This window comes from Lentibacillus persicus (assembly GCF_900112705.1).
Classification (GTDB): domain Bacteria; phylum Bacillota; class Bacilli; order Bacillales; family Amphibacillaceae; genus Lentibacillus; species Lentibacillus persicus.
This window is the reverse complement of the sequence record NZ_FOMR01000002.1, coordinates 79530-104558: the sequence shown is the minus strand read 5'-3', so window position 1 is coordinate 104558 and position 25029 is coordinate 79530. Positions and strand designations below refer to the sequence as shown.

Sequence of the window (25029 nt, the reverse complement as noted above, 5' to 3'; positions counted from 1 at the left end):
TATATTCGATTTACTTTGATTTTACTTTGCCTGTCCACTTTTTAAAACCGCCTTTAAGCTGGTTAATATCTTCATAGCCATTTTTGTGGAGCAGTTGTGCAGCTCGCGCTGACCGTGAGCCGCCCTGGCAATATAAATAAACCGGCTTGTCTTTTCTCAGCTCGACAAGTCGCTGTTTCATTTGTGTTAACGGTATATTACGCGCCCCGAGTATATGTCCCTTATCAAACTCATTTGGTTCACGGACATCAATAAGCTGTGCTTTTCTGTAGCCTTCGCGGAACTGATCTTCCGTTAAAGTTTTCAAGACGTTTTTTTGTCTGAAATAACGAAACATCACAACTGCGAGAATAACAACAGCTGCTGTGATTAAAATTTCCATTTTGACTCCCCCGTCAGTCTAAATCTTTCCACTATCTATTATAAGTGTGTTCAGGATTTTTTTCAAAGAATATTAATGGCACTGGCTGTTTAACTTTGATGGATTGTTACGCGATAACGGTGGTGACAATATTTGCCGAACTTCTTATATGACCTTATGAATTAAATTCAAAAAATGTCATTAACCTTGTATTATTCATCGATAGCGCGATTTTTCTGGTTTTATCTTATTTTTTTGATGCCTTTCCGATATTGACAAAACATAAAAGATTTGTTCTAAACACCATATATTGTATTATTTTATAAATTTAAGCACCATATATTGTTTTATTCTTTTAAAATGTGGTATGTTAATAATAGCATATTTACGAAAGGGAGTGAATTAAATATGTCGACTGCTGTAGAGAACCGGCATGGAATTGATGTACAAGCGTTGAATGAGGATATAAAACAGTTTCCGCAGGTACACCCGGTTACAGATGATATGACATTAACGCATAAAGGCGTATCACGGTTGGTTATGCTTGATCGGTATGCTTTTAAGGATACCGGAAAGTCAACGTTAAAATCAGGAGATTTTGTTGTATTGACGGTTAAGGCCGATCCTAAGTTTCCGGCCCGGGGGCTGGGGTTTATTAAGTCGGTTGATTGGGATAAGAAAGAAGCAATGGTTGAGGTGGAATCAGATTTTGTTTCTGTCCTTGACGATGAAGAGGAAGCTTCAACAGGTATTATCAGACGGTCACTCAGTGTGATTGATAAGCCGCTCGAGGTTTTCTATGAGCAAATTGCTAAACGGAATGCAGCCGGTCTGGCAGCTGTTGAAACAACAAAAGAACAGCAGGATAAATGGTTTGAAACTTTTGATGAAGAACTGAGCAGCATGAATTTTATTCCTGCAGGACGCGTGCTATACGGTGCGGGAGCAGAGACGGATGTGACCTATTTCAACTGTTATGTCATGCCGAATATTAAAGACTCACGTGAAGGTATATCAGATCATCGTAAACAGGTGATGGAAATAATGTCCCGCGGTGGTGGTGTCGGTACAAATGGTTCGACACTGAGACCTCGCAATGCCTTGGCAAGAGGCGTGAATGGAAAGTCGTCAGGATCAGTTTCCTGGCTGGACGATATCGCTAAGCTGACGCATCTCGTGGAACAAGGCGGATCAAGACGTGGTAAACAGTAGTGCCTCGTCTATAAAAAACCTCGTGAATTGCTGGGAACTCTTTAAATTTCACCTGGATAAACCACCCATAAAAAAATTTGAAATTTGAGGTGTAAAAAGCGTGAAATTATATGATGCGAAAAAGCGTCAACAATGCAATTTGTACTTGACTTGGGAAGAAGAGATTATAAATAATTTTAGCTATATCAAACGCATCATATATGACTTGTTAGCTACAACGTAACTGGAAACGGTAAGCGTGAAAGCATAAAAATAACAAGTGGATAAAGACAACCAGCAGCCAAGCTTCTAATAGAGCAATTTTAAAGTCCTTTTTGAATTTGCTTATAGAAGAAGGTTCAACGACCATCGAAAACACGTGAAAGCGTAAGTGAGTAGAGTAGAAATCAAGCGATTTCGAAGCGCGAGGGCACATTTCATATGTGCAAGATATGGTCTGAACTTCAGGGTGACCTGGAGAGTTGATGTAGCGTATCAACGCAACGAAATGGCTCAAATGATCATGTTAGTCGATTCGCATCCGGACATTATTGAATTTATCATCTCAAAAATGCAGAATCCGAGAATTTTACGTTATTTGATTGAAAACACAGAGGATGAACAAATCAAAACACTTGCAGAAGAAAAATTAAAATTCACACCATTGACTGAAACGGAAGCGGATCTCTACCAGGGGATTGTCAATTACCGTTCAATGCCGGGACAGGGTGGTTTTACACAGGCTGCCATTCGTGAAGCAGAGCAAAAACTGGTAACAGGCGGGACGTACGATGTTCATAATCCTGAGTTTTTAACCGGCGCCAATATCTCAGTCTGTATCACAAAAGACTTTATGCAGGCCGTAGAAAATGACGGTGAATACGAGCTTCGTTTCCCTGATGTTGAGAACTATACTGATGAAGAAATGAAGGCATACAATGAACAGTGGCATGAAGTCGGTGATGTTCGCAAATGGGAAGAAATGGGGTACGGCGTTCGGGTTTACCGGCGTATCAAAGCAAAAGAATTATGGAATTTGATTAACATTTGTGCAACTTATTCGGCTGAACCTGGTATTTTCTTTATTGATAATGCCAATGAAATGACCAATGCACAAGCATATGGCGACCAGGTCGTTGCGACAAACCCGTGTGGAGAACAACCACTTGCACCATATTCTGTCTGCAACCTTGCTGCTGTCAATTTGGCTCAGATGGCTGACAAGCGGTCAAAAAATGTTGATTTTGAAAAACTTAAACAGACAGTCAAAACCGGGGTAAGAATGCAGGATAATGTAATTGACGCAACGCCATACTTCCTGGAAGAAAATAAAAAGCAAGCACTGGGCGAACGCCGTGTTGGTCTTGGCGTTATGGGTCTGCATGATTTACTGATCTATTGCGAGACCAAGTATGGGTCAGACGAAGGTAACGAGCTTGTTGACGAAATTTTTGAGACCATTGCAACGACCGCATATCGTGAATCAGTTGAACTGGCAAAAGAAAAGGGTAGCTTCCCATTTTTGAATGGGGAGACCGATGACGAAACAAAAAGCCTGCGAGAATCGTTCATAAACACCGGTTATATGCAAAAAATGCCGGAAGATATCAAAGAAAACATTCTTAAGTATGGTATTCGCAACTCACATTTACTGACTGTTGCACCAACTGGATCCACTGGGACAATGGCCGGCGTGAGCACAGGATTGGAACCATATTTTTCCTTTTCTTACTATCGCAGCGGCCGGTTAGGTAAATTCATTGAAGTCAACGCCGATATCGTTCAGGAATATCTGGATGAAAATCCTAATCAGGATCCAGAGAAACTGCCGGAATGGTTCGTATCGGCTATGGACCTGTCGCCCGAGCAACACGCAGACGTACAATGCGTCATCCAGAACTGGGTGGACAGTTCTATTTCAAAAACTGTTAACGCACCTAAAGGTTATACTGTGGACCAGGTCGAGAGTGTGTACCGCAGATTATATAATGGCGGTGCAAAAGGTGGAACAGTATATGTCGATGGAAGTCGTGATACACAGGTGCTGACTTTAAAAGCTGAAGAAAACGCCACTGGTGAACAGGCTGAACTGTTTGAGGACGAAAAACCAAAAGTTGTTTTGATGGATACTGTTCAGGAATTAGATAAAACGAATGTATCCATCGGTTCAGAAATCGGCGATACATGCCCTGTCTGCCGGAATGGAAGCATTGAGGATATTGGCGGCTGCAATACTTGTACAAGCTGTGGTGCACAGCTTAAGTGCGGATTATAATGCCGTCGAAAGGAACTGGTTAATAGCCGGTTCCTTTTTACATTTTAAAAAGACATTCGTTAACAAAGAAGAAATATAGCTTCGATAATCCACTCTATAATGGCTCCAAATAAAGTTGGCAATTGCTTATAAACTGTATAATAAGCCACATAAAACTTGTCCCAATAATGCATTTCCTGTATGCTGTAGGGAGAAAAACTTTTGCGTTAGACAAAAAATTATTCATTAAAGTGAGTGATTCGATGCCAACACCAAGCATGGAAGACTATATAGAACTAATCCATAATTTAATGCAATCTAAAGGGTATGCACGTGTCTCTGATATAGCAGAAGCGTTAGTGGTTCATCCGTCGTCTGTCACAAAAATGGTTCAAAAATTGGATAAGGATGACTATCTTAACTATGAGAAATACAGAGGTTTTATCTTGACAGCGAAAGGAAAAAAGCTGGGCGAACGCCTTGTTTACCGTCATGAACTATTGGAAGAGTTTCTTGAAATAATCGGTGTTGACAGTGACAAAATATACGAAGATGTTGAAGGGATTGAACATCACCTTAGTTGGAATTCAATTGACAGGATTGGTGATTTGGTACAATATTTCAGAGCTGATCAAGACCGAATAAATGAGCTGCGGCACATTATTCAGGCAAACACAGAATAATCGCACAATACATTTGTGTTCTATTTTTCCTGATGTGTACTTACATATATAAATAACTAGGTACATCAGGGAGAGATCACATGAAGATCGACGGCGTTTTTTCTGGTGGTGGTGTTAAAGCATATGCCTTTCTGGGAGCACTCCAGGAAGTGTACGCGTACAACCATTCGTATGAGCGGGTAGCAGGTACGTCGGCAGGAGCTATTCTGGCAGCGTTGATTGCGGCCGGTTATTCAATTAACGAAATCGAAAAGAAGTTTAAGGAGCTTAATACCGAAAAATTTCTGGATCCGCCTAAATGGACGACATTGGTGCCTTTTTCAAAATGGCTGAACCTCTATTTTCAGCTTGGCTTATACAAAGGCAATAAAATGGAAAAATGGATTTATAAACTCCTGGAAGCAAAAAGTATATATACCTTTAACGATTTAAAGCCTGGGTATTTGAAAGTTGTTATCAGTGATATATCACTTGGAAAGCTGGTGGTTATCCCTGATGACCTGGAAAGAATTTATGGTATTAGCCCCGCTTATTTTCCAGTTGCCAAGGCGGTTAGAATGAGCGCCGGTTTTCCATATTTTTTTATCCCCAAAAAATTGCCCGGTAAATCTGATAAAAAAAGCTTGATAGTTGATGGCGGTTTATTAAGCAACTTTCCGCTGTGGGTTTTTAAAGGGGAAAACAGACGGAACAACCGACCGGTTTTAGGAATGAAATTAAGTGGCTTCCCGGAGAAAGAGCAGCAGCGTGATATACGAAATGCACTCGATATGTTCCACGCGCTTTTCTCAACCATGCTTCATGCTCATGATGCCCGCTACGTTTCAAAATCCGAACAGCATAACATTATTTTCATACCTGTTGATCAAGTTGCCACAATGGATTTTGAGCTGGATCATCGTACAAAAGAAAAATTGATTCATACAGGAAAGAATAGAGCTGAGTCGTTCCTGAAACATTGGCCAAAATAAAACCGGTCCAGTCAAAAGCTGGCCCGGTTTTTTCTTTTTGATTTATTACCATCGATTACCCGCAGATGGGAAGGTCGCTTATTTTGTTTCTTTTTAAAAGGAAATGATTTTGGGCTTTTGGATGTTGAAGGTGATTTATTCTGCTGCGGCTGTTTATATTTGGCTTTTGATTGTTTTACTGCCTGTTTGTATTTCTTGGATTCGTCGGAAGTTCCTCCACTCCTTTTTTTGAAAATGAAAAAGTAAAGCAAAGCAAAAACAACGATACTAAATCCAAGCATCGTAAAAATACTTGTCAGAAAGGAAGCTGTATTACTGAATAATTGTGTGACAACCCCGATTATGGCAAGGCCGATAATCGCATAGACCACTATAGTTCCTTTACTGCTTTGCACCCGGATCTCCTCCTTTCTTTTGCAGTCCTATTGTACTTATACCACTGTTAGCCTTCTTTTTATCACTTCAACGGAAAAAAATCAGGTGGATTTGTGGTTTTGGTTTAAAAATTATTCTATTTCAATTGTTTCCCTTACTGTTTAAATTATTCGTGGTGGTTGAATATTATTTTCACATTCTATTTTACTAGAAAATTGCCCATTCAGCTACTGTCAAAATCGTTTTTTGAAAAGTCATGATTGAGTTGAGAACGTTTGGAAACAATATATGAGTGGAGGTGTTTTCATGCGTGAACAAGACAACCGGCTGGAACAAAACAAGCAGGAAGAACCCGTCAGTATCTTATCCAGATCACTTTTAACAGGATTTATCGGAGGGGTGCTTGGAGGCTTTTTTGGCCTTGTATTGTATTATTTCAATTTTTCAGAAGTAGCCCCGAAAAGTTATGTGCTCCGTTCGTGGCTCTCAGCACCGTGGATTGACACGTGGCTCGGCAATGTCATATCGATATTTATGATGGGTGTTATCTCACTGGGAACGGCGTTAGTTTACTTCATGCTGTTTAAAAAAATAAACACCCTCTGGATTGGGGCTGCATACGGGGTGCTTCTTTGGATAATCGTTTTCTACGTTATCCAGCCCATTTTCCCTAATATTCCACATCTTACAGAGTTGAAGACAGACACGATTGTATCATCGATTTGTTTATATATATTATACGGCACTTTTATTGGTTATTCCATATCCTATGACTATAACGAAACAATTATAAAAGTCAGAGAAAAAGAAGCGTCGAAGTAATTTTGGAGTTTAGCATTATTCAATCCTTTTCGTTTGTGATAAACTGGAAACGTCCATTACTATTATGAATGAAAAAGGAATGAACCAATAATGAGCCGTCTTTTGCTATTGAATGGACCGAATATTAATTTGCTCGGTATGAGGGAAAAAGATGTTTATGGGGAGTTCACATTGCAGTCAATCGAGGATGAGTTGACTAAACTGGTTAAGACTGCCGGCGGTGAACTGGATTGTTTTCAGTCAAACCATGAAGGTGAATTGATTGATTCGCTTCACCGTGCGAATGAATTATCTTATGATGGCATTATATTTAACCCTGCTGCCTACACACATACGAGCATTGCTTTACGTGACGCAATCGCTGCGATTAGCGTTCCTGTCATCGAAGTCCATATTTCTAACGTGCATAAACGAGAAAACTTCAGACATCAATCGATGCTTGCAGCGGTGTGTTATGGTCAAATTGTGGGGTTGGGACGAAAAGGCTATCGTTTGGCTGCACAAGCCTTCCTGGATTAAAGTGGAAAGGGATGATTATATGGGGAAATTAGCTGAACTTCGTCGAAAATTAAACGAGGAAAATTTGGATGCGATTCTAATCAACAGCCCAATCAACAGAAGATATATTACCGGGTTTACCGGGACGGCTGGTGCGGCAGTCGTCACCCAGAATGACGCACGATTTATAACTGATTTCCGCTACATAGAACAAGCAAGTGAACAAGCAGTTGACTTTACAATCGTTGAACATAAGCAACCAATCCATAATGAAATAAGCGAACAATTAAAACAAATGAGCGTAAAGCGGATTGGGTTTGAAAAAGACCATGTAACCTTTTCAACCTATGAAAAATATAACGAAACATTGGAGACGGAATTAGTGCCTGTCAGCGGTCTTGTGGAAGACTTGCGCCTGGTTAAGTCGGATGAAGAACTTGAGCATCTAAAACGAGCAGCTAAAATTGCAGACGATGCTTTCGATCACATTCAAAACTATATCAAGCCGGGTGTTAAAGAAATCGATATTTCGAATGAGCTTGAATTTTTTATGCGGAGGCAAGGTGCAGCCTCATCCAGTTTCGATATTATTGTTGCTTCAGGATATCGCGCTGCCCTTCCGCATGGCGTTGCTTCTGAAAAAGAAATTCAGAACGGTGAACTGGTTACAATGGACTATGGTGCACTGTTGGACGGTTACTGTTCTGACACGACCAGGACGGTGGCGGTCGGTGAAATCAGTGATCGATTAAAAACGATATATGATACCGTACTCGAAGCCCAGTTGCGTGGTGTTGCAAATATTAAGCCGGGAATGACCGGCAAAGAAGCTGATGCACTGACACGAGATTATATTGATAGTAAAGGATTTGGTGATTATTTCGGACATTCAACCGGGCACGGACTTGGCATGGAAGTTCATGAAGGGCCGGCATTGTCCTTTAAATCTGATAAGAAATTAGAACCAGGCATGGTCGTGACAGTCGAACCGGGTATTTATATACCTGATGTTGGCGGTTGCCGCATTGAAGATGATATTGTCATAACAGAGACAGGGAATGATCGTCTCACGCGCGCACCAAAAGAATTGGTTCGGCTTTAGATAAACGACAAACGGGAGGACTTTATATATGATATCAGTAAACGATTTTAAGACCGGATTAACGATTGAACTGGATAACCAGGCATGGCAAGTGATTGATTTCCAGCACGTGAAGCCAGGTAAAGGCGCAGCTTTTGTTCGGTCGAAGCTCAGAAATTTGCGAAACGGAAATATCCAGGAGAAAACATTCCGAGCTGGTGAGAAAGTTAATCGAGCTCATATTGAAAACCGAAAGATGCAATATTTATATGCTTCAGGGGACACACATGCGTTTATGGATACCAAGACATTTGAACAGCTTGAACTGCAAACAAACCAGATTGAAAACGAACTGAATTTTATGAGGGAAAATATGGAGGTCTCCATTATTACCTATGAAGGGGAAGTCATTGGTGTGGAGCTCCCTAAAAACGTCGAACTGACTGTAACAGAAACGGAGCCTGGTTTAAAGGGTGATACAGCAAGCGGCGGCACGAAACCAGCAACATTGGAGACCGGTTATACCGTTCAAGTCCCTCTCTTTGTTAATGAGGGTGACGCCCTGATTATTAGCACATCAGAAGGCAAGTACGTTTCACGAGCTTAACAAATAGCAAAGAAACCCCAAACGGTCCTGTTATACAGGGTCGTTTTTTTATGCCTTTAAAGCTGCTGAGTCATAATTTTATCTTGATATCATACATTTACTAACAAGCTATTGTAAAAGTGAGGACATGTGATGGAAGAGATATTGAGACTATTTCCCGAGAAAATAAGACAAGCGGTTTTTTTAAAAGTGGAAAATCGCTGGGACAAGCTGCAAGAGATCCGCTTCCGGCTCCAACAGCCAATCGAATTGATTTTCAATGACCGGACGGAATGGCTGGAAGGTAAAAGGCCGGATAGAAATGACAGTATATTTGTGTTGAATCAGCTTAGTGAATTTTCGTTATATCAGATGGAAGATGAACTTCGGGAAGGTTATATCACGATTGAAGGCGGCCATCGTGTTGGTTTGTCAGGTAAGGTGAACACAGTTAATGGTCAGGTTAAAGCAATTCAGTATATAACGTTTTTTAATATCCGTATTGCGAGCGAGAAGATCGGAGCAGCCGTGCCGCTCATACCATATCTTTATAAGAATCAGTATCTCAGCACATTGCTTATCGGTTCGCCACAAACAGGGAAAACGACCTTAATCCGTGATTTAGCCCGTTTGATTGGAACAGGATGGAACAGAGTGGGTGCCCGTAAAGTCGGCATCGTTGATGAACGATCTGAAATCGGCGGCTCAAAAAAAGGGATCCCGCAGCATGACTTAGGCAAAAGAACTGATGTGATGGATGCGTGTCCCAAAGATGAAGGCATGATGATGATGATCAGATCAATGTCACCTGACGTATTAATTGTTGATGAAATTGGAAGCAAGTCAGATGTACAAGCACTGTTGGAGGCTATTAATGCTGGTGTCATTGTCATATGCACGATACATGGAAATTCATTGGAAGCCTTGCAGAAACGGCCTTCGTTACAACCGCTATTTCGTCAACAGGTGTTTCAGCGCTTTGTTGTACTGAATGGACAAGCCAAGCCCGGCCAAATTCATGGGATTTATACCCACTCATATGAAAACATTATCCAGAAACCGGGGTGCATGATGAATGCAGTGGATTGGCGCGCTTCTTTTCATAGGAACCACCACGCTGATCGGATTTAAAATCAGTTCACAATTAACTGAGAGACCAAAACATATCCGTCAAATGAAAAATGCATTGCAGATTCTTGAAGCTGAAATCCTATATAGTCAACTGCCCTTACCAGATGTGTTTACAAAGATAGCAGGACAAATTCCCGGACCTGCTAATACGTTTTTTGCAGATCTTGACAATTCATTAAAGAACAAAAACGTTGATCTATACACTGTATGGACGAAATGTGTAGATAGTTTATTGGAAAATTCAGCGCTTGGAGCAAATGAAAGTGAAATATTGAAACAATTTGGCAGGACACTCGGTCAGCATGATTTCACCCAGCAGCAGAAACATATTCACCTCGCGATTAAGCACCTCGACCGTGAGCTGGAAGAGGCTCAGGATGAACACTACAAATACAGCAAAATGGCTAAAAGTTTAGGCGTGCTGTGCGGCATTTTTATCGTGTTGCTGTTTATATAGAGGAAAGGAGCACTTCCATGGCTATTGATGCATCCATATTATTTCAAATCGCAGGAATTGGTATTATCGTTGCTCTTATACACACAATTCTGAAACAAATGGGGAAAGAAGAAATTGCTCAATTTGCCACTCTGGTAGGTTTTATAATTGTTTTAGTCATTGTCGTTAATGGACTTTCAGATTTATTCCAGCAGATAAAGTCTGTATTCCTTTTCCAGGGGTAGACGCAGATGGACATCTTCCAGATTGTTGCCATTGGCATTATCACCAGTATTCTTTATATGGTCTTGAAGGAAATGAATGCTTCCTTTGCGTTTTTATTAGTTCTTGTTACGACAATCCTCATTTTTCTGGTTGTAATCCAGCAAATTGGCGTCATTTTTCGATTAATTGAAACCTTAGGAAACAAGGCAAACATTGATGGCATGTATATGGAGACAATCCTGAAAATAATTGGAATCGCGTATATTACTGAATTTGGGGCTAATCTGACAAAGGATGCGGGACTGCAGTCGGTGGCATCTAAAATTGAAATGGCCGGTAAAATATTTATCCTGTTGTTATCAATCCCAATCATTACGGCAGTTATCGAAGCAATCCTCAAGTTTATTGACTCGGTTTAGCCGTGGTCCAGAAAGGGGGCACACGGAAAATGAAAAACTGCAAATGGGCAGTCGGGATAATTTTTATATTACTGCTTTTCGCCGATATTACACCCGCTTTGGCAGCCGAGAGCAAGGATGAGAAGGATTCGGCGGAAGTTGAAAGACAAATGTTAAATGATGTCCAGCTGGGTGGAATTGAAACCCATTGGCAAACACTTGTAAATGAGTACGGTGGGTTTGTGCCTGAACTTGAAAAAACGAGCATCTATGAATTTGTAAAAGACAATGGAGCTTTTTCAATAAAGAATGTGTTTTTAGGTGTTATCGAATTTTTATTGCACGAGCTGATTCTTAACGGAAAATTGTTAGGGACTCTGTTCATGCTGACGTTATTTTCCAGCATTTTGCAAACGATGCATACCGCTTTTGAAAAAAGTGCCGTCAGCAGAATTGCCTATTACGTCGTTTATATTGTCCTGGTTTATCTCGCACTTAACAGTTTTTACTTAGCGGTATCGTATGCCAACGATGCGATCGAATCGATGAGCGGTTTTATGATTGCATTATTGCCGCTTGTTCTCGGAATTATGGCTACACTTGGCAATGTTATAACAGTTGCATTCTTTCATCCAATTATCATATTTCTTATCAATGTGAGTGGGGTGCTCGTTTCTAAGTTTATTTTGCCGCTATTATTTCTCTCGGCCTTATTATTGATCGTCAACAGCTTAAACGATAATTACAACGTGACGAATCTTGCTAATTTATTCAAAAACGTTGGCATGGGAACCTTAGGCGTTTTTTTAACAGTATTTTTAGGAGTGATGTCTGTTCAGGGAGCATCAAGCGCTGTGCAGGATGGTGTAGCGATGAAAACAACGAAGTTCATCACCGGCAATTTTATACCGGTTGTTGGGAGAACTTTTACAGATGCAACGGATACGATTTTAAGCGCGTCACTTTTGCTCAAAAATGCTGTGGGGATAGTAGGGGTTGTGATCGTTTTATTGGTCGCGATTTTCCCGGCAATCAAAATTTTTGCCATCGCTCTGGTTTATAAACTGGCGTCTGCTGTTTTGCAGCCGATCGGGGATGGACCTGTGATCACCACACTTGATACGATCAGCAAATTCATTGTATTGGTTTTAGCTTGTCTTTTGGCTGTTACATTAATGTTTTTTTTATCGATTGTCATTTTAGTTGCGGCAAGTAATATCACTATTCTGCTCCGGTAGGGGGTCCCTGATGGATCTTTTAATTGAGTGGGTAACTCAAATCATTATCTTTTTATTGGTGGCATCCGTTGTTGATTTGTTAATCCCGGAAACGTCTTTAAAAAAATATATCAATTTTACGGTTGGTCTTATTTTAATTCTTATCTTCTTAAAACCGGTTTTTTATTTATTTGATATGGATATCAAGCATGCAATTGAACAATCGATGACAGAAGTTGAATCACAGCAAAATGAAATGGGCGAAACAGAAAATTTAATAAAAACACAAAAAAAAGAAATACAAGCCTCGCAGCATGCATATATTCTAGAAGAGATGGCTGTACAGCTAAAAGAGCTGGCGAACGATACATTGCGGGAAGAGTACCACCGGGAGATAACACACATCGACTTCCAGATATCAAACACGCATGATATTACATATGAAAACCTGGAGGAAAACCTGGATAAACTCGACGTCACACTGCGTGAAGCAGAACCACCGGAAGGGAGTGTGGATGCTGTTGAAGATGTCGTTATTATGGATGAGCCATCTAAAAATGAAGCGGCAGTCGATGTAGAAGGCATTAAACGACTGCTTGAGGATCTATGGAAGGTAGACAAGGACAAGATTAGCATTACAGGGGAGGGAGGGTCAGCTTGAAAAATCAGCTAAAAAAACTATTTAATAATCCGGATTCCTCGGGAAGACCTTCAAGAAGAGCGGGCTACATTATTGTTATAGGTTTAATTGGGCTTCTGCTGATTATTTTAAGCAACGTGTTTTCAATGGGGGAACCTGAGGAAAATGATTCGTCCATTAATTTAGATTCAACTGATAATGCGGAGCAATCAACAAATGAAACGTTTTCAAATAAATCAGCTGAGACAACAGCTGTGGATGAAATTGAGGCAAGTTATGAAGACGATCTGCAAGAAATGCTGAATCAAATCCAAGGTGTATCCGAAGCTGAAGTAATGGTAAATCTTGAGTCAACCAAAGTTAAAATATATGAAAAAAATTTAATAGCCGGTCAGCAAGTCACTGAGGAATCGGACACAAATGGCGGGACTCGAGACATCGAAGATACCCAAAAGGAAACGCAGGTTGTGTTAGTGAATCAAGGGGACAAGGAAGTTCCGCTGCTGGTCCGCACTGAAAAACCGGATGTAAGGGGGGTTTTTGTTGTTGCAAAGGGGGTTGATCATGCTTCGGTTGAACAGCGGGTAGTCGAATCGATTTCCCGTGTGCTGAATGCACCAACACACAGAGTATCAGTAATGCCAAAAAATTAGGAGGGTAATTAATGTTAAAAAAACAAACGGTATGGTTGTTAACGATGCTAAGTTTAATGATTGTTTTGAGCGTTTACTATATGACATCACCTGGAAATAGCGGGGATCTTGCTTATTTTGAACAAGGGGAGGAAACGTCTGAAGAAGCAGCTTCATCCGAAAATGCTGAAGGAGAAGCTGCTGATGAAACAGATGCTGAGGTTACCGATATAACAAATGCAAGTGAAGATGAATTGTTTACGTCAATCCGAATGGAAATACAGGACGAGCGCAGTGAAGCAAAAGATCGGCTGAATGACGTTGTCGCCTCCAGCACGGCAAGTACAGAAGAAAAAAATCAGGCCAGAGATGAGATGAATGAGCTTGATGAGGTTTCCAGCAAGGAGACCATACTGGAAGAATCAATTTTGGCGGCTGCCGACTACAGTGATGTCCTTGTCCGTCATGAGGAAGGAAAAGTTCTGGTGCATGTGAAGGAAACTGAAAAGCTGAGCAATTCAGAAGTCGTCAATATCATGCAGATGGTACGTGATGAATTTGGCGATATAACGGTTGATGTTGATTATCAGCCAGTTGAAAAGTGAATGAGCAGAGGAGCCGGGTGGAATCGTCCATCCGGCTTTTATGATTAATAATTTTTTATACTATCATTCGCATGTTACTTAAAAGATTGATATAATACATACTGAAACCGTTTTACATATTAGGCTGGGTTGATGTTTTCAGTACGGTTATCGTAGAATATTATAAGAATTTATAATTTAATCTGTAACAAACGAAAGGGTGCCAATCATGTTAAAAGTTCAGGAAATACGCGAATTAATAAAACTGGTTGATCAATCGGCAATCGACGAATTTACGTATGAATCAGACGGTACAAGCGTTTCGATGAAAAAATCAAATGGGCAAGTCGTCACGTCTAATGCTCCAAAACACGTGGAAGCAGTTGAACAGTCCGCAGAACCGGCAAAACCTGCAGAACCGGGCGTTAAGGTGGAACAAAAAACAGAGAGCGCTCCGGCTGAAAGCTCTGCTCCGGAAAACACAACCGATTTTGATTATGAAATCGTGTCCCCAATGGTTGGAACATTTTATGCAAAACCAAATCCGGAAAGCGATGCATATGTAAAGCCGGGTTCTCAAGTGGAAACCGATACAGTCGTATGTATTGTGGAAGCAATGAAACTTTTTAATGAAATCGAGGCCGAAACATCGGGTGAAATAACCGAGATACTGGCCGAAGACGGCGAATTAGTAGAGTACGGCCAGCCATTATTCAGAGTAAAGACTAACTAAGGGGATGTTGCAGGTGATTAATAAAGTATTAATTGCGAACCGAGGAGAAATAGCTGTTCGCATCATAAGGGCCTGCAAAGAGATGGATATTGCTACGGTCGCAGTTTATTCTGAAGCGGATAAAGATGCCCTGCATGTCCAGTTGGCTGATGAAGCTTATTGTATAGGCCCTGCGCTAAGCAGAGACAGTTACTTAAATTTTACAAATATCATGAGTGTTGCTACATCAACTGAAGTGGATGCCATCCATCCCGGGTACGGTTTTCTGGCGGAAAATGCTGACTTTGCCGAAATTTGCAGTGCTTGCAACATTACATTTATCGGCCCGCCAGCAGAAGCTATTCAGAAAATGGGAATTAAAGATGTTGCCCGGGAAACAATGAAGGCAGCTGATGTGCCTATCGTTCCTGGCTCTGATGGGATTATCGAAAATGAAGATGAAGCGATTCACATCGCCGGAGAAATTGGTTACCCAGTAATTATTAAAGCAACAGCGGGCGGTGGAGGAAAAGGCATCAGGGTTGCTAAAACGGAAGAAGATCTTGTTAAAGGTATACGGGTTACCCAGGAGGAAGCTGAAAAATCATTCGGCAACCCGGGTGTTTACCTTGAGAAATTCATTGAAGATTTCCGTCATGTTGAAATTCAAGTACTGGCAGATGAACATGGCAATACCGTACATCTTGGCGAACGGGATTGTACGATTCAGCGGCGACTGCAAAAATTGATTGAAGAAACGCCATCGCCGGCATTAACGCCTGAAATTCGTGCAGAAATGGGAGAGGCAGCAGTAAAAGCTGCTAAAGCAGTTGATTATGTTGGAGCGGGTACAATCGAATTTATTTTTGACCGAAAAACGCATGCCTTCTATTTTATGGAGATGAACACCCGCATTCAAGTTGAGCACCCCGTTACTGAAATGGTTACCGGTGTCGATTTGATAAAAGAACAAATCAGGGTAGCGAACCACGAAAAATTGTCCTTCAAGCAGGACGATATTAATTTCAATGGCTGGGCAATGGAGTGTCGGATTAATGCTGAAAGCCCGTTTAAAAACTTCATGCCTTCCCCCGGCAAAATCGATCTTTATCTTCCTCCCGGAGGTCTGGGTGTTCGAATCGATTCGGGAGCGTATCCGGGGTATAGCATACCTCCATATTATGATTCGATGGTCGCTAAGCTAATAACATACGGGAAAACAAGGAATGAAACGATTGATCGAATGAAACGCGCGCTGGATGAATTTGTTGTGGATGGTGTTGATACCACAATCTCATTTCACCGGCGTATTATGGATCATGATGTTTTTGTGAATGGTGACTTTAACACAAATTTCCTTGAAGAAAATCCGATTATAGAAAAGGATGATGATTGATGAGTGAACAGCCTTTGCTGAATGTAAGCGACAATACGAATCTGGGGACTGTTGAAATTGCGCCTGAGGTCATTGAAGTGATCACGGGGATAGCCGCATCCGAAGTAGAAGGTGTTTCTGCAATGCGTGGCAACTTTGCAACAGGCGTTGTAGAACGATTCGGGAAGAAATCACATGGTAAAGGCGTAAAAGTTGACTTGACGGAAAAAGGTATCCTTATTGATCTGTTTGTTGTATTGAATTTTGGTGTGTCAATACCAAAAGTGGCTCAACAATTGCAGGAAAATATTCGTCAGACACTTAAAAATATGACAGCACTTGAAATTGATGAAATTAATGTTCATGTAGTTGGCATTCAGATGGAAGAAACGGAAGAAAGTGAGTAGGGCCAAAAGAATTTGTTCTTTTGCCCTTCTTTTTTTCTTAATGCTGTGTTTCAAGACAGCTGTTGAGCCTGACTTGTCGGTGAAGTTTAAGAATGCAATTATAAAACCGCTATTGTGACAGTTTCTTTCTGGCTTCATAGTTATAATCATGATATGATTTGCAATGATATTAGTAAAAATAGGTTTTCAAAGGCCTTGAAATTGAGCTGTTTTTAACAGGTCTTTTTTCAATCCCGCTTGAAACACATTGCTAAAAAGGAGTTAAGGGTTATGAATCGCCACGCAGCACGAGAAAATGCACTGCAAATCCTTTTTCAATTGGATATTAATGATAAAAATCCTGAAAAAGCAATAGATGAGCAGTTTGAGTCACTGGAAGTTGACGCATATTTGAAGGAACTTGTAGAAGGCGTTGCTTCGTACAAAGATCAGCTGGATCAAAAAATCACTGAGCATATGGAAAAATGGTCAATCGACCGGATTGCTTCGGTTGAAAAAACGATTTTAAGAATTGCAGTTTTCGAAATCAGCTATCGGGAAGACATACCGGTAAATGTTGCAATTAATGAAGCGGTAGAACTGGCAAATGCATATGGAGAAGAAAAATCCGGAAAATTTGTAAACGGCGTATTATCAAAAATTATAGCATAGAGAGGAGCCTGAGACATGCCAGCGAAAACAATCAATGGAAAGGAATTAGGGCAGAAACTTCGGGAAGCGATGACAGGGGAAGTGACACAGCTGAGAGAAGAAGGGATTGTTCCTCATTTAACTGTTATCATTGTTGGTGATAACCCGGCATCAAAGTCGTATGTAAACGGGAAAAAGAAAGCCTCAGCGCAAACTGGCATTTCGTCCGATGTCATCGAAATGCCGGCCTCTGTTTCTCAGGAAGAGCTTCTTAAGAAAATAGAAGAACTGAACAATGAGAAAGCGGTGCATGGGATTTTGGTACAACTCCCACTTCCTGATCATATCAATGAACAGCTTGTCATTGAGTCGATCAGCCCTTATAAAGACGTTGATGGTTTCCACCCGGTTAATATTGGGAAAATGATGACAGGCGATGATGCTTTTCTGCCGTGTACCCCTTACGGCATTATAACGATGCTTCATTCATATAATATTCCAATCGCGGGCAAGCATGCGGTTGTGCTTGGGCGGAGTAATATTGTAGGCAAACCGGTGGGACAATTGCTTCTTAAAGAAAATGCAACTGTTACATACTGTCATTCAAAAACAGAGAACTTGTTTGAATATACCCGCAGCGCCGATATCCTTATTGCGGCTATAGGCAAACCAAATATGATTTCCGGTGAGCATATAAAGGATGGGGCAGTAATAATCGATGTAGGTATAAATCGCAAGGAAGATGGGTCATTGACTGGAGATGTTGATTTTTCATCAGCAGCTGAAAAAGCTGCATATATAACGCCTGTTCCAAAAGGCGTAGGACCTATGACGATAACAATGCTTCTCCAAAACACGATTAAGGCTGCTAAAGGACTGTCGCACCTTGGAGGATAAATATTTAACCGTTTCAGCTCTGACCAAATATATAAAACGCAAGTTCGAAACGGACCCACATATGAAAAACTTATGGTTGAAAGGCGAAATTTCGAACTTTAAGCATCATAGTCGCGGACATATGTATTTAACGGTTAAAGATGATAATGCGCGTATTCAAGCCGTGATGTTTGCGGGTAATAACAGGAAGTTGAAATTCCGGCCGGAAAACGGAATGAATGTATTAATTCGCGGTGATATTGGTGTCTTTGAGCAATTCGGACAATATCAGCTTTATATTCAACAAATGGAGCCGGATGGACTCGGGTCGTTATATTTAGCGTTTGAACAATTAAAGGAAAAATTGGCTAAACAAGGTTATTTTGAAAACGAACGTAAAAAGAAATTACCAAAATATCCGGAGAATATAGGGATTATTACTTCTCCCACGGGAGCAGCCGTGCGTGATATTATAACGACTATTAAACGTCGGTATCCAATTGTGCAAACAACAATTATTCCTGTCCTTGTCCAGGGTGAAAATGCACCCCATTCAATTGCTGATGCGATAACCAGAGCTAATCATAATACCAATTTTGATCTGTTGATTGTTGGTCGGGGAGGAGGCTCTATCGAAGAATTATGGGGCTTCAACGAAGAGATTGTGGCTAATGCAATATATAAATCCAGCATTCCAATCATTTCAGCTGTCGGGCATGAAACGGATATCACGATTAGTGATTTCACAGCAGATATGAGAGCACCCACGCCGACAGGGGCGGCTGAGATTGCTGTGCCGTCCAGGCTTGAACTATTACATAACGTCCAAAGTATGCAGCGTTCAATGAGCCGAATCGTGAATGAAAAAACCACTGCGGCATCACAGCACCTTAAACGGATTCAACAATCATATGCCTTCCGCTACCCGGAACAATTAATTGCACAAAAAGAACAGGAATTGGATAAATTTGTGGAACGGCTTGGAACGGCTTTTAAACAAGAACAGCGAAGAAAACGTGATTTGCTTATCAGTTTAAATGCGCGTATGGAAGCACTGCATCCGCGCTGGCAGATTGAACGGACAACTAAGGATTTGAATCAACTGACTAAACAACTTAATTATATGATGACAAAACAAGTGGATCAAAGTGAAAGCAGGCAGCAAAACGCCATTGAAAAATTATCATTGCTGAACCCGCTTGAAACAATGAAACGCGGTTACGCCATTACTTATTCATCATCCGGCAGGCTATTGAAAACCGTTAAAGATACAGCTGAATCAGAGGAAATAACTGTGGCCCTATCTGATGGAAAGTTAGTTTCCCGTGTAGTGAGCATAGAGGAGGAATATAATGGAAAACATGAATGAATTGTCGTTTGAAGAGGCAATGCTTGAATTGGAGAAAATAGTGGAAAAACTAGAGAAAGGGGATGTCCCGCTGGAAAAAGCCATTTCATACTATCAGGAAGGGATGCAGCTTTCAAAAGTGTGTAATGATAAATTATCCAGTGTTCAAGAAAAGATGACAAAAATTATGAATGAACAAGACCAGCTTGAATCATTTGAAATACAGGGGGACGAATGACGGTGCACCAGGGACTCAAAGAATTTATTTCTGAAAATCGAGAGCTTATTCAGAGCGAGCTCAATAAACATTTGGCTAATCTCGACATTCCTGTTCGACTTAAAGAATCAATGATTTATTCATTGGAAGCTGGCGGGAAAAGGCTGAGACCTGTCATCCTAATGGCGAGCTTCAGGAATTACGATCATGAAATCAACCGGGTGCTCCCAACTGCTGCTGCACTTGAAATGATTCATACGTATTCACTGGTCCATGATGACTTGCCTGCTATGGATGATGATGACGTACGCAGAGGGATGCCGACGAATCATAAAAAATTCGATGAGGCAACAGCGATTCTGGCCGGTGATGCATTATTAACATATAGTTTTGAACTTATCTCAAACGATGCATTGCTGACAGACAGTGAAAAAGTGCGAATTGTTCAGATTTTAGCAGAAGCCAGCGGTCCAAAAGGTATGGTAGCAGGCCAGATTTTAGATATGGAAGCAGAAAAGAAAGATGCCACACTTGAAGAACTTGAAACAATCCATACGCTGAAAACGGGTGAATTATTCCGATTCGCGATTCGGGCAGGAGCTTATCTAGGCGGCGCTCAAGACAAGCAAATTCGCCATTTGGATCAATTTTCCCGTTATCTTGGTCTAATCTTCCAAGTTCAGGATGATATATTGGATGTTACAGGTGATCCTGATATAATTGGCAAGCCGGTTGGAAGCGATGTAAGCAATGAAAAAAATACATATGTCAAATTGCTCGGACTTGATCGAGCTGTTCAAAAAAAGAACGATTATGTCGACAAAGCCAAGAAAGCATTACGCGAAGCAGGAGCTGAAACGTCGCATTTGATGTCATTGACTGACTACTTCAGTAATCGCGAGCGTTAATAACTATTGTTTTGAACAAATATATGTTATAATAAATTTATTAAAGGAATGGTGCAGTATTCTAGTCAGCCCTCCGTTCCTGAAGGCGGGCCTAAAAATCCGCCAAAGGGCACATCGATGAAGTTCCTTGTGCCGGCTTGAGGCGCCCAGCCTTGGGTCGGTGCTGGGAGTTAAGGTTTTCGGGCGATCCGCAAAGGCATGTGGGCGTTGACCCGATTTCCGTGGAGGCCCATATCTGTGGTGTAGTCTAAGCCTAGATAGCATTATGGAATGGGGTATGAACCTGTTTAATAGGGTTAAGGGTGACCTTATTTACAGCGTAGCCTGCCTTGAGTGGAAATGAGGGGATTAGAGTCTTTATTTACAGTCCAAATGGCCATTGGATTGTCTATGCTACCTCTATGAAATCATCGCTGCAAAAGAGGCTAGGGAACGGTCAAAGGCTGCCGAGGAAAACTCCTAGACTGTTCATTGACATTTAAGAGGCATTATAGTGCGGACTAAGTGGTAATCCAGTCCGGCATTCGGCGACGATGCTGAGGTGGATTTAAAGGGGAACCACCTTAATGGCAACATAAGGTATCCACTTGGGAAAACCTACTGGACCTAAGCCGCAGTTTTTACCTCTTAAATGACCATTCCTGCTTACATAAATTGCCAAACAGAGGTTAAAATGAAATCGCAAACTAAAAAATCATTAAAATTCAGTGTTACTATTGCCGTTATCACGTTTGTGCTAGCGGCTATTTTTGCAGTTATTTCTGAGTCTGTCCTCAGCAATGTTGTATGGATACTTGGTCTGTTTATTGTATTTATCATAGTATTCGTGGGTGTTGTATTTGATATGCTGGGAATCGCTGCCACTTCGGCTACTGAAAAGCCATTTCATGCGATGGCGGCAGAGAAAGTAAACGGTGCGAAAGAAGCGGTTAATATTACGCGAAATGCTGATAAATTTGCCAGTTTTTGCAACGATGTGATTGGGGATATATCGGGCGTTGTCAGTGGCACAGCCTCAGCGACAGTTGTTCTTCAGATTGCCCACATTTTCGGAGAAGGTGATGGCTCCAGCCTGCAAATTGTCCTTTCTGTTGTCCTTACAAGTCTTGTCGCTGCTTTAACTGTAGGCGGCAAAGCAATAGGTAAATTTGCGGCAATTAATTTCTCGACCGATCTTATTTTTTTTGCCGGGAAAATTATCGCTTTTATTGAAAAAAATTTCAAGATCAGTATATTTCCCAAAGAGGATAAGAAGACAAATAGGTAACTGTATAATAAATCAAACGATAAAGGGTATAGGTTATGACAAAAAAGCGTTTGGATGTTTTGTTGGTTGAACGGGCATTAGCTGATACAAGGGAAAAGGCTAAGAGGCTTATTATGGCTGGTGTTGTTTTTTCTGAGCAGACCCGTTTGGATAAACCTGGTATGAAAATAGACACGGCTGTGCAACTTAGTGTGAAGGGAAAAACGATGCCATACGTCGGTCGCGGCGGCCTGAAACTGGAAAAAGCATTACAAAGTTTTTCAATTACATTGAATAACAGGGTCATGCTCGATATTGGCTCTTCAACGGGAGGGTTTACGGATTGTGCACTGCAACATGGTGCACGTCTTAGTTATGCCATCGATGTTGGCTACAATCAGTTGGATTGGAAACTGCGCAGTGATGAACGTGTCGTTGTAATGGAGAGAACTAATTTCCGGTATGTGACCTCTGATATGATTGAGTTTGGGTCCCCTGATTTTGCAACCATCGATGTTTCATTTATATCTTTGAGGTTAATATTGCCTGTATTGAGTCAGTTGCTTAAGCCTGGCAGCGACGTCGTAGCACTTGTTAAGCCTCAATTTGAAGCTGGTCGTGATCAGGTAGGCAAAAAAGGGATCGTCCGTGACAAAAAAGTACATAAACAGGTGTTAAAAGATATTGTTTCATTTGCTGAACTTCAAGGGTTTAGATTGATTGACCTAACATATTCCCCAATTACTGGAGGCGATGGAAACATCGAATTTCTTTTGCATCTGGGGTGGATAAAGCCTGGAATGGATCGTGATAATTCAGAAATTGTTTTAGAAGAAATAGTGGAAAATGCACACGATAACTTTTAGAAAATAGAAACTGAGTGACCGGTCACTTTTGGAGGTCTTTTAATGAGTAAAATCCAGCGGCATATTAAAATACGTGAACTAATAACAAATAGTGAAATCGAAACACAGGATGAACTCGTCGATGAGTTAAAATCGCTTGGCTATAATGTTACGCAGGCAACAGTTTCCCGTGATATTAAAGACTTGCATCTGGTAAAGGTTACCTCGTCAAATGGCCGTTATAAATACAGCCTTCCTGCTGATCAGCGGTTTAATCCTTTTGATAAATTAAAGCGTTTAATCAGAGATGCGTTTGTGAAAATCGAGAGCACCAGTCATTTTATTGTATTAAAAACATTGCCTGGAAATGCCCATGCGCTTGGGGCACTGATCGACAACCTTGAGTGGGACGAGATTATGGGCACCATATGCGGGGATGATACTTGCTTGATTATATGCCGTACAGAAGAAAATGCAGCTGATATTGAAGACCGTTTTATAAGTATGCTTTAACGATGTTGGGGTGAGTTATGTGCTGACCGAATTATCAATTCAGGATTTTGCAATTATAAATAAGATATCCGTGACATTTGACGAAGGTTTAACTGTTCTTACTGGTGAGACAGGTGCAGGGAAATCCATCATTATCGATGCTGTTCAATTGCTGGCGGGCGGCCGCGGCTCAGTGGAGTATGTACGCCACGGTACAAAAAAAGCTGAAATAGAAGGGCTTTTCACGCTTGATTCAAACAAGCATCAACTATACGAAACAGCAAAATTGTATGGAATCGATATACAGGACGAGATGGTGGTTTTGCACCGGACAATAACTTCTGGCGGGAAAAGTATCTGCAGGGTTAACGGGAAATTGGTTACACTTGCGATTTTAAAAGAGTTTGGAAAATTGTTGATTGATGTGCACAGCCAGCATGAAACCCAGTCATTGTTAAATGCCGACAACCATATTCGGCTTCTTGACTTATATAATGAGAAACAAATTGCAAAAGCAAAAAAAGAATATTTGAGCTTATTTCATAAACTTTCTGGTTTGCGGAAACGTTATAAAGAATTAAGTGAAAATGAACAGGAAATTTCCCAGCGTCTTGATTTGCTTAAATTCCAGAAAAATGAAATTGAACAGGCAAACCTAGTTCCTGATGAAGATGAGAAACTGGAAGACGAACGCAGCAGGCTTTCGAATTTTGAGCAAATATACAGCGGACTGCAAGATGCTTATAATGCCCTGTATGGTGAACAGAAAGGTCTCGAATGGCTGAATACTGCCAGTCAGGCCCTTCAACGCAGCCAGGAGCATGACACATTCATTGCAGAAAAAGCTGAAGAAATGTCTAATCATTATTTCTTAGTTGAAGAATTAATGTACGAGATCAGAAATTATACCGATACACTCGAATATGAACCGGAACGACTGAATGAAGTTGAATCCAGGTTGAATGAAATAAACCGTTTAAAGAAAAAATATGGTTCAACCGTAAATGAAATTATCGAGTATTTAGGAAGAATTGAAGAAGAGCTGGAAGAGATCACAAATAAAGATTCGCATATATCCAAACTGGAAAAGCAAATTGATGGTGTTTATCATGATGCTTATCTCGAGGCGAAACAGCTGCACGACTTGCGCAAAGAAGCTGCTGATTCATTAACTAAAGATATTCAGAAAGAACTGAAAGATCTTTACTTGGAGAAATCATCGTTTTCTGTGTCGTTCAATACACAGTTGAAATCCGGTAACGAACAATACGAACTAAATAAAAACGGGTTTGACCAAGTTTATTTCCAAATATCAACAAATCCGGGCGAGCCGTTGAAACCATTGCATAAAGTGGCTTCCGGAGGCGAAATGTCACGGATTATGCTGGCATTGAAACGAATATTTGCTCAGCATCAAGGTGTAACAAGCGTCATATTTGATGAAGTGGATTCAGGGGTGAGCGGACGAGTTGCTCAGGCGATAGCTGAAAAAATTCAGCAAGTATCAATTCAGTCACAAGTTTTATGTATCACCCACTTGCCGCAAGTTGCTGCAATGTCTGATACACACAAATTGATCGAAAAACATGAAGAAACTAATCGGACTTCGACCAGTGTTAACGAATTATCCAAAAATGAAAAAATAAATGAGCTGAGTCGGATGATTACAGGTGCTCATTTAACAGCAAGTGCCCAAACGCATGCGAAGGAATTGCTTGATTCAGCATCCAACTACAAAGAACAAATGGGGAAGCCATAAGACGATTGTGATAAAAAGTAAATTTAAATCACCCACTCCGAAATTCTTTTGCTTTATAACAGGAAATGATACACATCTTTTCTTTAATTTCACCAGTTTAAAATGAGGTACGTTAGGTGAAATTAGGAG

28 protein-coding genes and 2 pseudogenes are annotated in these 25029 nt (G+C 40.9%); 28 read left to right on the top strand and 2 right to left on the bottom strand.

Going from position 1 to position 25029, the window contains the following annotated elements; genetic code table 11:
* Positions 1 to 10: 10 nt before the first annotated feature.
* Positions 11 to 382: a rhodanese-like domain-containing protein gene (locus BMZ22_RS02770; protein WP_090080945.1), complete on the bottom strand. Its 372-nt coding sequence runs from the start codon at positions 380 to 382 to the stop codon at positions 11 to 13.
* A gap of 387 nt (positions 383 to 769) precedes the next feature.
* Between BMZ22_RS02770 and BMZ22_RS02765 the strand changes: the two are divergent.
* The 4 genes and pseudogenes from BMZ22_RS02765 to BMZ22_RS02750 all read left to right on the top strand — a co-directional run.
* Positions 770 to 1570, top strand: a pseudogene (locus tag BMZ22_RS02765) (ribonucleotide reductase N-terminal alpha domain-containing protein); the annotation flags it as partial.
* Between the two features lie 493 nt (positions 1571 to 2063).
* A pseudogene (locus tag BMZ22_RS02760) lies at positions 2064 to 3827 on the top strand (vitamin B12-dependent ribonucleotide reductase); the annotation flags it as partial.
* Between the two features lie 242 nt (positions 3828 to 4069).
* Positions 4070 to 4489, top strand: coding sequence for a transcriptional regulator MntR (gene mntR / locus BMZ22_RS02755; RefSeq protein ID WP_090080933.1), 420 nt, complete (start codon positions 4070 to 4072; stop codon positions 4487 to 4489).
* 80 nt (positions 4490 to 4569) lie between these two features.
* Positions 4570 to 5460, top strand: coding sequence for a patatin-like phospholipase family protein (locus tag BMZ22_RS02750; protein WP_090080930.1), 891 nt, complete (start codon positions 4570 to 4572; stop codon positions 5458 to 5460).
* An 11-nt stretch (positions 5461 to 5471) separates the two neighbouring features.
* Here the strand turns inward: BMZ22_RS02750 and BMZ22_RS02745 are convergent, their stop codons facing one another.
* Positions 5472 to 5855 (bottom strand): SA1362 family protein, encoded by a 384-nt coding sequence (locus tag BMZ22_RS02745; RefSeq protein ID WP_090080927.1) that lies wholly within the window; start codon positions 5853 to 5855, stop codon positions 5472 to 5474.
* Positions 5856 to 6141: 286 nt separating this feature from the next.
* Here BMZ22_RS02745 and BMZ22_RS02740 point away from each other — a divergent pair, with 286 nt between their 5' ends.
* The 24 genes from BMZ22_RS02740 (at position 6142) to recN (ending at position 24900) form a co-directional block, all read left to right on the top strand.
* Complete coding sequence (locus BMZ22_RS02740; RefSeq protein WP_090080924.1) at positions 6142 to 6657, top strand: YqhR family membrane protein; 516 nt, start codon at positions 6142 to 6144, stop codon at positions 6655 to 6657.
* Positions 6658 to 6747: 90 nt separating this feature from the next.
* Entirely contained in the window at positions 6748 to 7176 is a 429-nt protein-coding gene (aroQ, locus tag BMZ22_RS02735) for a type II 3-dehydroquinate dehydratase (RefSeq protein ID WP_090080921.1), read from the top strand.
* A 19-nt stretch (positions 7177 to 7195) separates the two neighbouring features.
* Positions 7196 to 8257, top strand: coding sequence for a M24 family metallopeptidase (locus BMZ22_RS02730; RefSeq protein WP_090080918.1), 1062 nt, complete (start codon positions 7196 to 7198; stop codon positions 8255 to 8257).
* 28 nt (positions 8258 to 8285) lie between these two features.
* Positions 8286 to 8843, top strand: coding sequence for an elongation factor P (efp, locus tag BMZ22_RS02725; RefSeq protein ID WP_090080914.1), 558 nt, complete (start codon positions 8286 to 8288; stop codon positions 8841 to 8843).
* 132 nt (positions 8844 to 8975) lie between these two features.
* On the top strand, positions 8976 to 9953 hold the full coding sequence (gene spoIIIAA, locus BMZ22_RS02720) for a stage III sporulation protein AA (RefSeq protein ID WP_090080911.1): 978 nt from the start codon (positions 8976 to 8978) through the stop codon (positions 9951 to 9953).
* Positions 9898 to 10410: a stage III sporulation protein SpoIIIAB gene (spoIIIAB, locus tag BMZ22_RS02715; RefSeq protein ID WP_090080908.1), complete on the top strand. Its 513-nt coding sequence runs from the start codon at positions 9898 to 9900 to the stop codon at positions 10408 to 10410. The genes spoIIIAA and spoIIIAB overlap by 56 nt, the downstream gene beginning before the upstream one ends.
* Positions 10411 to 10427: 17 nt before the next feature.
* Positions 10428 to 10634, top strand: a complete 207-nt coding sequence (gene spoIIIAC / locus BMZ22_RS02710; RefSeq protein ID WP_010530955.1) for a stage III sporulation protein AC — start codon at positions 10428 to 10430, stop codon at positions 10632 to 10634.
* Positions 10635 to 10640: 6 nt separating this feature from the next.
* Positions 10641 to 11033 carry a stage III sporulation protein AD gene (spoIIIAD, locus tag BMZ22_RS02705; protein ID WP_090080905.1) on the top strand — a complete coding sequence of 131 codons (393 nt, stop codon included), beginning with the start codon at positions 10641 to 10643 and terminating at the stop codon, positions 11031 to 11033.
* Between the two features lie 29 nt (positions 11034 to 11062).
* Positions 11063 to 12250 carry a stage III sporulation protein AE gene (gene spoIIIAE / locus BMZ22_RS02700; RefSeq protein WP_090080902.1) on the top strand — a complete coding sequence of 396 codons (1188 nt, stop codon included), beginning with the start codon at positions 11063 to 11065 and terminating at the stop codon, positions 12248 to 12250.
* Between the two features lie 10 nt (positions 12251 to 12260).
* Positions 12261 to 12890 (top strand): stage III sporulation protein AF, encoded by a 630-nt coding sequence (gene spoIIIAF / locus BMZ22_RS02695; protein WP_090080899.1) that lies wholly within the window; start codon positions 12261 to 12263, stop codon positions 12888 to 12890.
* Positions 12887 to 13522 (top strand): stage III sporulation protein AG, encoded by a 636-nt coding sequence (gene spoIIIAG, locus BMZ22_RS02690; protein WP_090080896.1) that lies wholly within the window; start codon positions 12887 to 12889, stop codon positions 13520 to 13522. The genes spoIIIAF and spoIIIAG overlap by 4 nt, the downstream gene beginning before the upstream one ends.
* An 11-nt stretch (positions 13523 to 13533) precedes the next feature.
* The gene (locus BMZ22_RS02685; RefSeq protein ID WP_090080894.1) at positions 13534 to 14106 is read left to right on the top strand and encodes a SpoIIIAH-like family protein; all 573 of its coding nucleotides are present in this window, start codon (positions 13534 to 13536) and stop codon (positions 14104 to 14106) included.
* A gap of 208 nt (positions 14107 to 14314) precedes the next feature.
* Complete coding sequence (gene accB / locus BMZ22_RS02680) at positions 14315 to 14818, top strand: acetyl-CoA carboxylase biotin carboxyl carrier protein (protein ID WP_090080892.1); 504 nt, start codon at positions 14315 to 14317, stop codon at positions 14816 to 14818.
* A 13-nt stretch (positions 14819 to 14831) separates the two neighbouring features.
* Positions 14832 to 16193: an acetyl-CoA carboxylase biotin carboxylase subunit gene (accC, locus tag BMZ22_RS02675; RefSeq protein ID WP_090080889.1), complete on the top strand. Its 1362-nt coding sequence runs from the start codon at positions 14832 to 14834 to the stop codon at positions 16191 to 16193.
* Entirely contained in the window at positions 16193 to 16579 is a 387-nt protein-coding gene (locus BMZ22_RS02670; protein WP_090080887.1) for an Asp23/Gls24 family envelope stress response protein, read from the top strand. The genes accC and BMZ22_RS02670 overlap by 1 nt, the downstream gene beginning before the upstream one ends.
* Before the next feature lie 270 nt (positions 16580 to 16849).
* Positions 16850 to 17230: a transcription antitermination factor NusB gene (gene nusB / locus BMZ22_RS02665; protein WP_090080883.1), complete on the top strand. Its 381-nt coding sequence runs from the start codon at positions 16850 to 16852 to the stop codon at positions 17228 to 17230.
* Positions 17231 to 17245: 15 nt separating this feature from the next.
* The gene (gene folD / locus BMZ22_RS02660) at positions 17246 to 18106 is read left to right on the top strand and encodes a bifunctional methylenetetrahydrofolate dehydrogenase/methenyltetrahydrofolate cyclohydrolase FolD (RefSeq protein WP_090080879.1); all 861 of its coding nucleotides are present in this window, start codon (positions 17246 to 17248) and stop codon (positions 18104 to 18106) included.
* The gene (xseA, locus tag BMZ22_RS02655) at positions 18096 to 19454 is read left to right on the top strand and encodes an exodeoxyribonuclease VII large subunit (RefSeq protein ID WP_090080875.1); all 1359 of its coding nucleotides are present in this window, start codon (positions 18096 to 18098) and stop codon (positions 19452 to 19454) included. Before folD ends, xseA begins: the two co-directional genes overlap by 11 nt.
* Positions 19438 to 19671 carry an exodeoxyribonuclease VII small subunit gene (gene xseB, locus BMZ22_RS02650; RefSeq protein WP_090080872.1) on the top strand — a complete coding sequence of 78 codons (234 nt, stop codon included), beginning with the start codon at positions 19438 to 19440 and terminating at the stop codon, positions 19669 to 19671. The genes xseA and xseB overlap by 17 nt, the downstream gene beginning before the upstream one ends.
* Entirely contained in the window at positions 19668 to 20558 is an 891-nt protein-coding gene (locus tag BMZ22_RS02645; protein WP_245745179.1) for a polyprenyl synthetase family protein, read from the top strand. Before xseB ends, BMZ22_RS02645 begins: the two co-directional genes overlap by 4 nt.
* 673 nt (positions 20559 to 21231) lie before the next feature.
* Positions 21232 to 21825 (top strand): hypothetical protein, encoded by a 594-nt coding sequence (locus BMZ22_RS02640; protein ID WP_090080866.1) that lies wholly within the window; start codon positions 21232 to 21234, stop codon positions 21823 to 21825.
* A gap of 35 nt (positions 21826 to 21860) precedes the next feature.
* A complete protein-coding gene (locus BMZ22_RS02635) occupies positions 21861 to 22670 on the top strand; it encodes a TlyA family RNA methyltransferase (RefSeq protein ID WP_090080863.1) in 810 nt (269 codons plus the stop codon).
* Positions 22671 to 22712: 42 nt separating this feature from the next.
* On the top strand, positions 22713 to 23162 hold the full coding sequence (ahrC, locus tag BMZ22_RS02630; RefSeq protein WP_090080860.1) for a transcriptional regulator AhrC/ArgR: 450 nt from the start codon (positions 22713 to 22715) through the stop codon (positions 23160 to 23162).
* Positions 23163 to 23181: 19 nt separating this feature from the next.
* Complete coding sequence (gene recN, locus BMZ22_RS02625) at positions 23182 to 24900, top strand: DNA repair protein RecN (RefSeq protein WP_090080857.1); 1719 nt, start codon at positions 23182 to 23184, stop codon at positions 24898 to 24900.
* Positions 24901 to 25029: the final 129 nt, after the last annotated feature.